The organism is Pseudomonas sp. p99-361 (assembly GCF_003935475.1).
Lineage (GTDB): Bacteria > Pseudomonadota > Gammaproteobacteria > Pseudomonadales > Pseudomonadaceae > Aquipseudomonas > Aquipseudomonas juntendi.
Genome location: NZ_RHQO01000035.1, coordinates 11,523 through 24,318, shown reverse-complemented (window position 1 = coordinate 24,318; position 12,796 = coordinate 11,523). Strand labels below are relative to the sequence as shown.

The following is a 12,796-nucleotide window of genomic DNA, read 5'->3' as shown; positions in this document are numbered from 1 at the left end:
GCCGATGGTCCGGTGCCGGCTTGTCAGGCGAACACGGTGACAGTCTGCCGGCTCAGCGCCAGCAATTCACCTTGGGCGGTCCACAGTGCTGCTGCCGCATGGCCGTAGCCATCCCGGGCATATTCGGTTTCAACGCAATAGCGGCACCAGTCCTGGGTAGACACCGTGACCACAGGCTGAATGAACTCGATGGTCCAGGTCAGCGTGCTGCCAGCTGCGGGTTGCTTCAGGAACGGCATCAGGCTCGGCGGCCACGCATCGACCAAGGCAAGCAGGTGCGCCTCGTTGGCGCGTTCGTCGGCGACATCGCGCAAGCGCACCCAACCGCCCATCTTCCTCGACTGATTACCACTGAATGGCAGCCCGCCCACGGCCCAGCGCAAGGCCACATGGCGCATGAATTCCGGCGTGACCCCCTTGATATAGGGCAGCTCCGGAGCCGCCTCTTCGAGCGCCTTCATTTCCGTAGCCGGTAACGCCGGTACCTGCACGACCGAAGGCCGCCCTGCCCCGAAGCTGCCTTGCACCAGCGTCACCACCTGGCCTGCCTGTACCGCGCGGCCAAGCAAGGTGCTGACCGCCTTGCCCTCGCGCAGCACCTCCACCTCGAAGCGGATAGGTACGTCTGCCGCTGCAGGGGCCACGAAGGTGATGGCCAGGGAGCGCGCTGGGCGGTTGTCACACAGCTTGAGGCGCATCGCCTCGTACACAAGGGCCGCCATGAGGCCGCCAAATGCCGCTCGGCCTTGCGCCCAGGTCGGCGGAATGCTGACTGCGTCGGGGTTGGCCCGCACGGCGTCGAGCAGTTGATTGAAATTCATGGACCGGCTCCTGCCTGCGGCGAAAAGGGTGTGCCCATCCTAGCCAGCTAACGCGGGGCGAACAGCCCCTATTTCGGTCATTTCCCGGGCTGGCGCCGTGCAATGGCCTTGGCCAGCGCGGCCAAGGTCACATCGGCTCGTTGCTCGGCCTCCTGCAACTGCTGCTGCCAAACGGCTTGGCAAGGTGCCAGGTCGGCGTGGTCGCGCGCCTGTAGCAGCCACTGCAAGCGATCGTGCCAGTCGCCCAGGTCGGCCTGGGCTTTTTTCAGCAGACGCTGCAGTTTCTGGCTGGCATGCTGGAATTGCGGGTAGGCCTCGTCGCCATAGCGCGCACGCTTGATCAACAAACGTAGCCGGTGACGGTCGTGGTTGGGGTCCTGCAAGGCGTGCTGCAGTTTGTGCCACTGCTTGACCAAGCGCTTGTCGACGCGTTTGCCCAATGCCTTGGCCAAGCCTTCGCGGCCCGCTGCGCGCAGGAACAGTGGAAAGGCATCTGCAATCGCCAGCACCCGGGCCAACTGCTGGCTGCGGGCAACGCTGGCGTATGCACTACCGCGGCCTTGCATGCGGCGTTGCCCAGCTTCGGTGTAACCGCTAGCGATCAGTTGCGCAGCCAATACTTCCTGGTCACGCAAGGGCGTGGTCAGGGCCCCCAGCGCGCTTGCAGCGGCCTCCAGCTGCTCCACCCCTGGCAGCCCCCTCAGTGGCCGCAGCAGGCTGCGTAGCCGCCGTACGGCAATACGCAGGTCATGCAGGGCCTCGCTGTCGGTATCGGCAGCCAGGCGTTCGCGACACGCCAGCAGGCGCACCTGCAAGGCCAGTATCTGGGCAACGACGGAGTCAAGCATGGCAGACATGGAACGCTCCTCGATCAACGCCCGGCGCGGGACTCACGAATGTAGAAGCGCGCCTTCTCGGCTTTGCGCGTGCAGCTTTCATAACCTTCGAACTGCTGCTGGGTTTTAGCACCAGTGAGTAACGACAAAGCCTTGGAATAACTCACGGCGCCGGCAAAGCCTTCGGCCTTGGCCAGGTCAAGCTCCTTCCAGGCGGCATCCAGCTGGGTCGCACAACTTTCTCGGTAGGCCGTCTTGCCTGCGCAGCCGGCAAGGGCCAGAGCAATCAGGGGAAGGCAGATCCAGGCTTTCATCGGTGATACCTCAAGGAAAAAAACGGTGGCATTTCGACGCCCCGGCAGTTCAAAAGTGCCCTGCCCGGCCGGCTTTGCCAAAGCGGTTTTACTACAGTAGCTGCACACAATCTACATTGAAGCAGAGGCAACGATGGGTGCATTGTAGGGGCATGATGGCACTGGCCGGGGAAAGTTGATGAGTAAACGCGTGGCACTGGTACTGGGTTCGGGCGGGGCTCGAGGGTATGCGCACATAGGCGTGATCGAGGAAATCGAGCGCCGGGGTTACGATATCGCCTGCATCGCTGGCTGCTCCATGGGTGCAGTCATCGGTGGCATCTATGCCGCCGGCAAGCTGGACGAGTACCGCAACTGGATCGAGAGCCTCGATTATCTGGATGTGCTGCGCCTGGTGGATGTCAGCTTTCGCCTAGGCGCCATTCGCGGTGACAAGGTATTCGGGCAGATCCGCAAGATCGTCGGCGAGATCAATATCGAGCAACTGCGCATCCCCTACACGGCGGTTGCCGCCGACCTGACCAACCAGCAGGAGATATGGTTTCAGGAGGGCTGCCTGCACCAGGCCATGCGCGCCTCGGCGGCCATCCCCAGCCTGTTTACGCCGGTAATGCAGGGCAACCGCATGCTGGTTGATGGCGGTATCCTGAACCCACTGCCGATCGTGCCGGTGGTGTCCAGCCATTGCGACCTGATCATCGCGGTCAACCTCAACGCCACCAACCAGAAGCAGTACCAGCTGCCCGTGATCGAACGCCCGGCAGCGTTCAAGACGCGCTTCGATGCCTTGCTCAGTTCATTGGGCGCACACTTGCCCTTCCGGCGCAAACCGGCCGAAGAATTGATCCGCATCGAACAGGAAATCGTCGCTGAAGGGCTGGCACAGCCCAACCCATGGCAAAGCGAAGCCGCCAGCCCGGGCACACAGCAGCCGGCGGCTGCGCCAGAGCGCGAAGGCGCGCCGAAGTCGGCTACCGGTTCGTTCATCATCGACAACGTGGGCCCAGCCTCGCTGCTGGACTTGATCAACCAGAGTTTCGAGGTCATGCAGACCTCATTGGCGCAGTACAAGATCGCCGGCTATCCGCCGGATGTGCTGATCAACGTGCCGAAACGGGTATGCCGGTTCTTCGAATTCTACAAGGCGCCCGAGCTGATTGCCCTGGGGCGCGAGATCGCGCGGGACACGCTGGATAATCATGAAGGGGTGAAGCGCTAGGCCGGAGCAGGCAGCAGAAACAGAACGGGCCGCACTAGGCGGCCCGTTCGTCATGCAGCGATCACGTCAGTAACGGGTGATGTCGGCATTGGCTTCCAGCTGCTTGCGGTAGGCCGCGAAGTCTTGCTGGCCGGCACGCGAGGCGAGGTAGCGGCGAATCTGCTGCTTCTCTTCGTCGGTGGCGGTAGTGCCTTCGTTGACGCCCTTGAGCTGCAGCACCACCAGGCTACCGTCACGCAGCACGACGCTGCCATACACCGGCTTGTCCTTGGCTTGCGGTTTCGCCAGGCGGAACAGCGCCTGCAGCTCCTCAGGATCGATGCCTTCCTCACTGCGGGTCACGGCTTCGTGGGTTTTCCAGCCCTGGCCCTCATGCACACTGCCAGCAGCAATGGAACCGTCGCGCAGGCCGGCGATCAGCTTGTCCGCCTTGGCCTTGAGTTCGGCCGTGGCCTTCTCCTTGGCCAGGTGCTGGCGGATATTCTGGGCCACTGCCTCCAGCGGCAGTTGCTCAGGCTTGCGGTGCTCCTTGACGCGCAGTACCACGGTGGTTTCCGGGTCGAGCTCGATGGCGGTACTGTTGGCCCCCTCGTCGAGTACTTCTTCGGAAAACGCAGCCTGCACCACCGAACGGTTGGCAGTAATGCCTTCGCCGCCTTCGCGACCGAATGGTGCAGAGGTGTGGACCTTGAGGTTCAGGTCCTGGGCCGGCTGGGCCAGGTCGGAAGCCTCATAGGCAGCATCCTGCAGCTGCTTGCTGGCATCCACGTAACGCTGCTCGACCAGCGGGGTCTTCAGGTCACGGGTAAGCTTGTCCTTCAGGCTGGCGAAGCTCGGCACCTCTGGCGCCTGTACGCCCAACAGCTTGATCAGGTGGTAACCGAACTGGGTACGCACCGGCGCCGATACCTGGCCATCCTGCAGCTTGTACAGCGCCTCTTCGAAGGCCGGGTCATACACACCCGGGCCGGCGAAACCAAGGTCACCACCGTTGCCGGCCGAACCCGGGTCCTGGGAGAACTCCTTGGCCAGGGTGGCAAAGTTCTCACCCTTGGCCAGGCGCTGCTCGATCTCTTCAGCACGGGCCTTGGCCTGTGCGTCGCTGACCTTGTCGTTCACTTCGATCAGGATGTGCGCGGCGTTGCGTTGCTCGGCGAGGTTGGCGATTTCTTTCTCGTACTGGGCCTTGAGCTCTTCGTCGGTCACCTTGACCTGGTCGAAGTAGGCAGACTTTTTCAGCTCGATGTAGTCGATCACCACCTGGTCAGGCGACATGAACTCCTTGGCGTGCTGGTCGTAGTGCGCCTTGACCTCGGCGTCGCTGACCTTGACCGCGGCCGGGTCGGCCTTGAAGGTCAGGGAGGCGAAGTCGCGGGTCTGCTTCTCGAGGCGGGCGAAGGCATCGACTTGCTGGTCGGTGACGAAGCTGCTGCCGGCCAGGCCGGTGCGCAACTGGCCGATGAGCATTTCCTCGGCCAGCATGTCGCGGAACTGCATGCGGCCATAACCCATCTGGCGAATGACCTGGTCGAAGCGGTCGGCGCTGAATTTACCGTCTACCTGGAACTCCGGCGTTTGCAGGATCACCTGATCCAGCGCGGCATCGGAGAAGGCGAACTTGGCGTCTTCAGCCCCCTGCAGCAAAAGCTTGCGGCTGATCAGGCCCTTGAGGGCCTCTTCACGCAGCAGTTTTTCATCCAGCAGCGCTGGGTCGAAGTCCTTGCCCAACTGTTGCATCAGCTGGCGGCGCTGCATGTCGGCCGCCTGGCTCAGCTCGTTCTGGCTGATGGTCTGGCCGTTTACCTTGGCGGCGTCCTGGCTATGTGTGGCGGCCTGAAAAATGGCTTCGAAACCGGTCAACGCCATCAACACGACGATTAGGCCGATGATGGACTTGGCAATCCAACCTTGTGAATTGTCCCTGATATTTTGCAGCATGCGTCCCCCAGAAACGGCTGTACCACTGCGTCGACAACCGCGGAGCGTGGGTAGAATCCTGATAAAAGAAAGGCGCATCCGAGGATGCGCCTTTGCTTAGCAAACGTGTCAGGCGGGAACGTTTGCGCCCCGCCATCAGCGTGCTCGGACCAGGCCTGGCCGGGTCCGGCTGAAGACGACTTAGTTGACGGCGTCTTTCAGGCCTTTGCCTGCCTTGAAACCTGGAACCTTGGCGGCTGCAATCTTGATCGCCTTGCCGGTTTGTGGGTTACGGCCAGTGCGCTCGGCGCGCTCTTTGACCGTGAAGGTTCCGAAGCCAACCAGAACGACGTCGTCGCCTGCTTTCAGGGCACCGGTTACGGAGTCGATCACAGCGTCCAGAGCCTTACCTGCAGCAGCTTTGGAAATGTCAGCCGATACGGCGATAGCGTCAATCAGTTCCGACTTGTTCACTCTAAGTCCCCTTATTTCTCTATTGAGTTTGTTTCTAAGTATGTAATGGAAAGCTTACGAAACGTACGTTGGGAGGCTTGTTGACAATAACGAGCCGCTTTATAGCAAGGCCTCGAAAAAACTGTCAAGGAAAGCCTCCCAGCCAAAAACCACTAATGCGTGCTGATTCTTTCCTTGGCATCGCTGTCGCGCTTCTCTTCTTTCGCGACGATCTCGGGAGCCACATCTGGCAAGGGCTCCGGGGCGTATTGCAGCGCAATTTGCAGGACTTCGTCAATCCATTTGACGGGTTTGATCTGCAGATCCTGTTTGATATTTTCCGGAATTTCCTTCAGATCGCGAACGTTCTCCTCCGGAATGATGACCGTCTTGATACCGCCCCGGTGTGCTGCCAGCAGTTTTTCCTTCAACCCGCCAATTGCCAGCACCTGGCCGCGCAAGGTGATTTCACCCGTCATGGCGACATCAGCGCGCACCGGGATCTGCGTAAGGGCCGAGACCAACGCCGTGCACATGCCGATACCGGCACTCGGGCCGTCTTTCGGTGTGGCCCCTTCGGGCATGTGGATGTGCACGTCGTGCTTCTCGTGGAAGCCGGCGGCTATACCCAGGCTGTGGGCGCGGCTGCGCACCACGGTTTGCGCGGCAGTGATCGATTCGACCATGACATCGCCCAGCGAGCCCGTCTTGATCAGTTGGCCCTTGCCCGGGATAACCACGGCTTCGATGGTCAGCAACTCGCCGCCCACCTGGGTCCAGGCCAGGCCGGTAACCTGGCCGATCTGGTCTTGCTGCTCGGCCAGGCCGTAGCGGAACTTGCGCACGCCCAGCAGGTGCTCCAGCTGCTCGCTGGCCACCTTGACCTTGACCTGCTTCTGCCCGGTATGTTCCTTGACCACTTTACGGCAAACCTTGGCGATCTGCCGCTCCAGGCCACGCACACCGGCCTCACGGGTGTAGAAGCGGATGATGTCGCGAATCGCCGAGACATCGACCTCCAACTCGTCTTTCTTCAAGCCGTTGGCCTTGACCTGCTTGGGCACCAGGTACTTGATGGCGATGTTGATCTTCTCGTCCTCGGTGTACCCCGGCAGGCGGATGATCTCCATGCGGTCCAGCAGCGCCGGTGGAATGTTCATCGAGTTCGAGGTGCACAGGAACATGACGTCCGAGAGGTCGTAGTCGACCTCCAGGTAGTGGTCATTGAAGTTGTGGTTCTGCTCCGGGTCGAGCACTTCGAGCAACGCCGAGGCAGGGTCGCCACGCATGTCGCTGCCCATCTTGTCGATTTCATCGAGCAGGAACAGCGGGTTGCGTACGCCCACCTTGGTCATCTTCTGGATCAGGCGGCCCGGCATCGAACCGATGTAGGTACGACGGTGACCACGGATCTCGGCTTCGTCACGCACCCCGCCCAGTGCCATGCGCACGAACTTGCGGTTGGTGGCGGTGGCGATCGATTCGGCGAGCGAGGTCTTGCCGACGCCGGGTGGACCTACCAGGCACAGCACAGGACCGCGGATTTTCTTCACCCGTTTCTGTACGGCGAGGTACTCGAGGATGCGCTCCTTGACCTCTTCCAGGCCATAATGGTCGGCATCAAGGATTTCCTCGGCCTTGGCCAGGTCCAGGCGGACTTTGCTCTGGGCCTTCCACGGCACCTGCACCAGCCAGTCGAGGTACGAGCGCACCACGGTGGCTTCGGCTGACATGGGCGACATCTGCTTGAGCTTGTTGAGCTCAGCCTGGGCCTTGGTCAAGGCATCCTTGGGCAGGCCGGCAGCTTCGATGCGCTTTTTCAGCTCTTCGACTTCGTTGTGGCCTTCGTCACCATCGCCGAGCTCTTTCTGAATGGCCTTCATCTGCTCATTCAGGTAGTACTCGCGCTGGCTGCGCTCCATCTGCTTCTTGACCCGACCGCGAATGCGCTTTTCCACCTGCAACAGGTCGATTTCGGCATCCAGCAGTGCCAGCACGTGCTCCACGCGGGCGGTGAGGTCGACAATTTCGAGGATTTCCTGCTTCTGCTCGATCTTCAGGGCCATGTGCGCAGCCATGGTATCGACCAGCCGCCCTGGCTCTTCGATGCTGTTCAGCGACGACAGCACTTCGGCAGGGACTTTTTTACCCAGTTGCACATACTGCTCGAACTGCGACAGTAGCGTGCGCACGAAAACTTCCGACTCGCGCTCGGCGGAGTCGGTTTCGTCGATCAGCGAAACTTCGGCACGGATGTGCCCTTCCACTTCGGTGAAGCGCTCGACGGCGCCACGCTGTTCGCCTTCGACCAGCACCTTGACGGTGCCATCAGGCAGCTTCAACAGTTGCAGCACGGTGGCAACAGTACCGACACGGTACAAGGCGTCTTCGCCAGGGTCATCATCGGCTGGGTTTTTCTGGGCCAGCAGGAGGATCTGCTTTTCGCCCGTCATCGCGGCCTCAAGGGCTTCTATGGACTTTTCACGCCCCACAAACAGCGGGATAACCATGTGCGGGTATACAACGACATCGCGCAATGGCAAAAGAGGCAAGTCGAGGGTGGTCTTCATGATTTCGCCTCTACAGCGGCCTTGTGGCCGGAAACCGGTGGAAATGATGCTTGGACCTAATGTGGGGGCAGGCTTGGGAAATTACAAGCATTAGCACAGGAAAAGCATGAAGGGGCCCGTAGGCCCCTTCATGCTTGCAACCACAAACTGGCCTTTGCCTGTATCAGGCGTCTGGCGCAGCCTTGGCTTGCGGCTCAGTGTTCTCGTAGATCATCAGCGGCTGCGAAGTGCCGTCGATGACGCTCTCGTCGATCACCACCTTGCTGACATCCTTCTGCGAAGGAATCTCGTACATGGTGTCGAGCAGCACGCCTTCGAGAATAGAACGCAGGCCACGGGCGCCGGTTTTGCGCTCCAAAGCCCTGCGTGCCACGGCCTTGAGCGCATCGCTGCGGAACTCCAGGTCGACGCTTTCCATCTCGAACAGCTTTGCATACTGCTTGGTGAGGGCGTTCTTCGGCTCGGTGAGGATCTGCACCAATGCAGCCTCGTCCAACTCGTCCAAGGTAGCCAGAACCGGCAGGCGGCCGACGAACTCCGGAATCAGGCCAAACTTGACCAGATCGTCCGGCTCGACCTCACGCAGGGACTCGCCAACCTTCTTGCCCTCTTCCTTGCTACGCACTTCAGCGCCGAAACCAATGCCACCTTTGGTGGAACGGTTCTGGATGACCTTTTCAAGGCCCGAGAACGCGCCACCGCAGATGAACAGGATGTTGCGGGTGTCAACCTGCAGGAACTCCTGTTGCGGGTGCTTGCGCCCCCCTTGCGGCGGTACCGAGGCCACGGTGCCTTCGATCAGCTTCAACAGCGCCTGCTGCACGCCCTCGCCCGAGACGTCACGGGTGATGGACGGGTTGTCCGACTTGCGCGAGATCTTGTCGATTTCGTCGATGTAGACAATGCCCATCTGGGCCTTTTCCACGTCGTAGTCGCACTTCTGCAACAGCTTCTGAATGATGTTCTCGACGTCTTCACCCACATAACCGGCCTCGGTCAGGGTGGTGGCGTCGGCAATGGTGAACGGTACGTTCAACAGGCGTGCCAGGGTTTCGGCGAGCAGGGTCTTGCCCGAGCCAGTAGGCCCGATGAGCAGGATGTTGCTCTTGCCCAGTTCGACTTCGTCACCCTTCTTGTCACGCTGGTTAAGGCGCTTGTAGTGGTTGTACACCGCTACAGCCAGCACCTTTTTCGCGCGCTCCTGACCAATGACGTACTGGTCCAGGATGCCGCTGATTTCTTTCGGCGAAGGCAATTTGTGCGCGCTGCTCTCGGCCTGGGCTTCCTGCACCTCCTCACGGATGATGTCATTGCACAGGTCGACGCACTCGTCGCAGATAAATACCGAGGGCCCGGCAATCAATTTGCGCACTTCGTGCTGGCTTTTGCCGCAGAAGGAGCAATAGAGCAATTTGCCGCTGTCCTCGCCGTTACGGGTGTCAGTCATTCGATCGATCCAATCCGGTAGGCTTGCAACACAAGATGAAGGCAATTGCGGGCTTTTTCAAGTCCGCAGGTGGGCGCTTTGCGCACCCACCTGCTCTGACCCCCCGGTTCAGGAGGCCAGTTGCCGCTTGTCGTAGACCGAGTCGATCAGGCCATACTCGGCTGCGCGCGAGGCGCTCATGAAGTTGTCACGTTCGGTGTCACGCTTGATAGTCTCCAGATCCTGGCCGGTGTGGTAGGCCAGCAACTCGTTCAGGCGCGCCTTGATATTGAGGATTTCCTGGGCATGGATCTCGATATCGGTCGCCTGGCCCTGGAAGCCGCCCAGCGGCTGGTGAATCATCACGCGCGAGTTCGGCAGGCAGTGACGCTTGCCCTTGGCACCTGCGGCCAGCAGGAAGGCGCCCATGCTGCAGGCCTGGCCGATGCAGATGGTCGAGACGTCCGGCTTGATGAACTGCATGGTGTCGTAGATCGACATGCCCGCGGTGACGGAGCCGCCCGGGGAGTTGATGTAGAGATGGATATCCTTGTCCGGGTTTTCCGCTTCGAGGAACAGCATCTGCGCTACGACCAGGTTGGCCATGTAGTCTTCAACCGGGCCAACCAGGAAAATCACTCGCTCCTTCAACAGGCGCGAATAGATGTCGTACGCACGCTCGCCACGGGCGGACTGCTCGATAACCATCGGGACCAGGCCGCCTGCGGCCTGGATGTCAGAGCTCTGCTGAATATAAGAATTGCGGGACATGTCCTGCGCTCACTCCCAAATAGTCATGGCTTGATAACGCACAAGCCAGCTCGAAGGCTGGCTTGTGGGGTTTTCCTACGAGAGAAAACGTATTACTCAGCTTCGGCAGGTGCCTGGGCTGGTTTTACGGCATCTTCGTACGAGACCGACTTGTCGGTCACAGTAGCTTTCTGCAGAACAGTATCTACAACTTGCTCTTCCAGCACAACCGAACGCACTTCGTTCATTTGCTGGTCGTTCTTGTAGTACCAAGCGATGACCTGCTCAGGCTCCTGGTAAGCCGAAGCCATTTCTTCGATCATCTCGCGAACCTTGGCATCGTCCGGCTTGAGCTCGAACTGCTTGACCACTTCGGCGACGATCAGGCCCAGCACTACGCGGCGCTTGGCTTGTTCTTCGAACAGCTCGGCAGGCAGCTGGTCAGGCTTGATGTTGCCACCGAACTGCTGAACAGCCTGGACGCGCAGACGGTTGACTTCATTTTCCAGCAGGGCCTTCGGCGCTTCGATCGGGTTGGCGGCCAGCAGACCGTCCATGACCTGGTTCTTCACCTTGGTCTTGATTGCCTGGCGCAGCTCACGCTCCATGTTCTTGCGAACTTCGGCGCGGAAGCCTTCCAGGGTCGATTCCTTGATACCGAACTGGGCGAAGAACTCTTCGTTCAGCTCAGGCAGCACAGGGGCCGAAACGCTGTTGACGGTGATGGTGAACTCGGCGGCTTTGCCGGCCAGGTCCAGGTTCTGGTAGTCCTCTGGGAAGGTCACGTTGACAACGCGCTCTTCGCCAGCCTTGGCGCCCACCAGACCGTCTTCGAAGCCCGGGATCATGCGGCCGGAACCCAGTACCAGCTGGGTGCCTTTGGCAGAGCCACCGGCGAACGCTTCACCGTCGACCTTGCCAACGAAATCGATGTTGACCTGATCGTCGTTCTGCGCGGCGCGCTCGACAGCCTCGAAGCGAGTGTTCTGCTTGCGCAGCACTTCCAGCATGTTGTCCAGGTCCGCGTCGGCCACTTCGGCGCTCAGGCGCTCGACGTTGATCGACTCCAGGCCGGAAACAGTGAACTCCGGGAACACTTCGAAGATGGCGACGAACTCCAGGTCCTTGCCTTTTTCGAACGACTTGGGTTCGACGGATGGGGCACCAGCAGGGTTCAGCTTCTGCTCAACGATGGCCTCATAGAAGGAAGCCTGGACCAGATCACCGAACGCCTCCTGGCGTGCATCGGCTTCGAAGCGCTGACGGATCACGCTCATTGGCACCTTGCCTGGGCGGAAGCCGGCAACCTTGGCGCGCTTGGCAGTCTGTTGCAGACGCTTGTTGACTTCGTTCTCGACGCGCTCGGCCGGAACGGCGATGGTCATGCGGCGCTCGAGAGCGGAAGTGTTTTCAACAGAAACTTGCATGGATATTCCTCGTTGCACAGACGTTAGCCGGCGTTAGCCCGACTCCAGAATCAAGGGCAAGCATTCTAGTGAGTCGCGCGGCAGAAGTCACCCCACACGGGACGACGGGAAACCACGCCGGTCGATTAGCTTTCAAGGCCCGCACGGCGTGCCGCCGGGCCTCCTTCATCAAGAGCGGCACCCTGCCCATGGCGCAGTGCAGCCGTAATAACTTGTCAAACAACTGCCAGTGGCGAATTCGCTGCCTTTATTCAGGGTCGATTTCGTTGAACTGACAGTATTCTTCCCACTCCAGACCCAGCGCCTCGGCGACCTCGCGGTGCGTTTCAAGGCGCATGGCCCGCAACTGTTCCGGGCTTTCGGCGATCAGTTGCAGCGCCAGCTCCCAGGGCTGCAGCCCCTGCTCCTGGGCCGCATCTTCGAACGCCCACTCGATTTGCTGGGCCTGCTCGCGCGCATCCAGCTCGCGAATCTCCTCGAGCAGCTGCGGGTTGGCGTCGGCAAATCGCTGCAGCGCCAAGGCCTGACGGGCTTCTTTTGCAATCATCGGGCTGTTCCTCTGCCGGCCAACGGGGCCGGCGCTTCAACCGGCTGAAATCTAACAGCTTTTATTGGGCTGCCACCAGAGCATTGCAAGGGGGGAATCACGAAGATTTTGTGCTGAACCGTGCAGTGCCCGCATGACGGAGCAATGAAAACAAAAAAGGCGCCTGATCTCACGACCAAGGCGCCTCTTTAAAATATGGGGTGGACGATGGGAATCGAACCCACGACAACTGGAATCACAATCCAGCGCTCTACCAACTGAGCTACGCCCACCATAGTGCGGTGTTACAGTACAACCTTACAAAAACATGGTGCGGACGAAGAGACTCGAACTCTTACAGCTTGCGCCGCTGGAACCTAAATCCAGTGTGTCTACCAATTTCACCACGTCCGCGTAACGCTTAAAACAAAGGCGCCAGATGCTATCGAGGCGCCTTCGAAAATATGGGGTGGACGATGGGAATCGAACCCACGACAACTGGAATCACAATCCAGCGCTCTACCAACTGAGCTACGC

General features: G+C 60.3%; 11 protein-coding genes and 2 tRNA genes. 1 reads left to right on the top strand and 12 read right to left on the bottom strand.

The window, feature by feature from the left end; translation table 11 throughout:
* Positions 1-23 precede the first annotated feature (23 nt).
* From EGJ22_RS16255 to EGJ22_RS16245, 3 genes are all read right to left on the bottom strand, one after another.
* The gene (locus EGJ22_RS16255; protein ID WP_029884957.1) at positions 24-821 is read right to left on the bottom strand and encodes an acyl-CoA thioesterase II; all 798 of its coding nucleotides are present in this window, start codon (positions 819-821) and stop codon (positions 24-26) included.
* A 77-nt stretch (positions 822-898) separates the two neighbouring features.
* Positions 899-1,678 (bottom strand): CHAD domain-containing protein, encoded by a 780-nt coding sequence (locus tag EGJ22_RS16250; protein ID WP_029884958.1) that lies wholly within the window; start codon positions 1,676-1,678, stop codon positions 899-901.
* A gap of 14 nt (positions 1,679-1,692) precedes the next feature.
* A complete protein-coding gene (locus tag EGJ22_RS16245; RefSeq protein WP_003259403.1) occupies positions 1,693-1,971 on the bottom strand; it encodes a hypothetical protein in 279 nt (92 codons plus the stop codon).
* Positions 1,972-2,149: 178 nt separating this feature from the next.
* Here EGJ22_RS16245 and EGJ22_RS16240 point away from each other — a divergent pair, with 178 nt between their 5' ends.
* A complete protein-coding gene (locus tag EGJ22_RS16240; protein WP_009683830.1) occupies positions 2,150-3,190 on the top strand; it encodes a patatin-like phospholipase family protein in 1,041 nt (346 codons plus the stop codon).
* Positions 3,191-3,256: 66 nt separating this feature from the next.
* Here the strand turns inward: EGJ22_RS16240 and EGJ22_RS16235 are convergent, their stop codons facing one another.
* The 9 genes from EGJ22_RS16235 to EGJ22_RS16195 all read right to left on the bottom strand — a co-directional run bounded on the left by EGJ22_RS16235 (position 3,257) and on the right by EGJ22_RS16195 (position 12,673).
* Positions 3,257-5,128 (bottom strand): SurA N-terminal domain-containing protein, encoded by a 1,872-nt coding sequence (locus EGJ22_RS16235; RefSeq protein WP_029884959.1) that lies wholly within the window; start codon positions 5,126-5,128, stop codon positions 3,257-3,259.
* 180 nt (positions 5,129-5,308) lie between these two features.
* The gene (gene hupB / locus EGJ22_RS16230) at positions 5,309-5,581 is read right to left on the bottom strand and encodes a nucleoid-associated protein HU-beta (protein ID WP_009683828.1); all 273 of its coding nucleotides are present in this window, start codon (positions 5,579-5,581) and stop codon (positions 5,309-5,311) included.
* A gap of 152 nt (positions 5,582-5,733) precedes the next feature.
* Positions 5,734-8,130 carry an endopeptidase La gene (gene lon / locus EGJ22_RS16225; RefSeq protein ID WP_009683827.1) on the bottom strand — a complete coding sequence of 799 codons (2,397 nt, stop codon included), beginning with the start codon at positions 8,128-8,130 and terminating at the stop codon, positions 5,734-5,736.
* 163 nt (positions 8,131-8,293) lie between these two features.
* The gene (clpX, locus tag EGJ22_RS16220) at positions 8,294-9,577 is read right to left on the bottom strand and encodes an ATP-dependent Clp protease ATP-binding subunit ClpX (protein ID WP_009683826.1); all 1,284 of its coding nucleotides are present in this window, start codon (positions 9,575-9,577) and stop codon (positions 8,294-8,296) included.
* 108 nt (positions 9,578-9,685) lie between these two features.
* Positions 9,686-10,327, bottom strand: coding sequence for an ATP-dependent Clp endopeptidase proteolytic subunit ClpP (clpP, locus tag EGJ22_RS16215; protein ID WP_009683825.1), 642 nt, complete (start codon positions 10,325-10,327; stop codon positions 9,686-9,688).
* Positions 10,328-10,419: 92 nt separating this feature from the next.
* The gene (gene tig, locus EGJ22_RS16210) at positions 10,420-11,733 is read right to left on the bottom strand and encodes a trigger factor (protein ID WP_029884960.1); all 1,314 of its coding nucleotides are present in this window, start codon (positions 11,731-11,733) and stop codon (positions 10,420-10,422) included.
* A gap of 247 nt (positions 11,734-11,980) precedes the next feature.
* Complete coding sequence (locus EGJ22_RS16205; protein WP_009683823.1) at positions 11,981-12,280, bottom strand: DUF6388 family protein; 300 nt, start codon at positions 12,278-12,280, stop codon at positions 11,981-11,983.
* Positions 12,281-12,476: 196 nt separating this feature from the next.
* Positions 12,477-12,552 (bottom strand) — tRNA-His (locus EGJ22_RS16200).
* 36 nt (positions 12,553-12,588) lie between these two features.
* Positions 12,589-12,673 (bottom strand) — tRNA-Leu (locus tag EGJ22_RS16195).
* Between the last annotated feature and the right edge of the window lie 123 nt (positions 12,674-12,796).

Coding starts and splice junctions, on each gene's coding strand:
- clpX (WP_009683826.1), bottom strand. CDS start 9,577: ATGACTGACACCCGTAACGGCGAGGACAGCGGCAAATTGCTCTATTGC.
- EGJ22_RS16205 (WP_009683823.1), bottom strand. CDS start 12,280: ATGATTGCAAAAGAAGCCCGTCAGGCCTTGGCGCTGCAGCGATTTGCC.
- EGJ22_RS16250 (WP_029884958.1), bottom strand. CDS start 1,678: ATGTCTGCCATGCTTGACTCCGTCGTTGCCCAGATACTGGCCTTGCAG.
- EGJ22_RS16245 (WP_003259403.1), bottom strand. CDS start 1,971: ATGAAAGCCTGGATCTGCCTTCCCCTGATTGCTCTGGCCCTTGCCGGC.
- EGJ22_RS16255 (WP_029884957.1), bottom strand. CDS start 821: ATGAATTTCAATCAACTGCTCGACGCCGTGCGGGCCAACCCCGACGCA.
- EGJ22_RS16240 (WP_009683830.1), top strand. CDS start 2,150: ATGAGTAAACGCGTGGCACTGGTACTGGGTTCGGGCGGGGCTCGAGGG.
- tig (WP_029884960.1), bottom strand. CDS start 11,733: ATGCAAGTTTCTGTTGAAAACACTTCCGCTCTCGAGCGCCGCATGACC.
- EGJ22_RS16235 (WP_029884959.1), bottom strand. CDS start 5,128: ATGCTGCAAAATATCAGGGACAATTCACAAGGTTGGATTGCCAAGTCC.
- lon (WP_009683827.1), bottom strand. CDS start 8,130: ATGAAGACCACCCTCGACTTGCCTCTTTTGCCATTGCGCGATGTCGTT.
- clpP (WP_009683825.1), bottom strand. CDS start 10,327: ATGTCCCGCAATTCTTATATTCAGCAGAGCTCTGACATCCAGGCCGCA.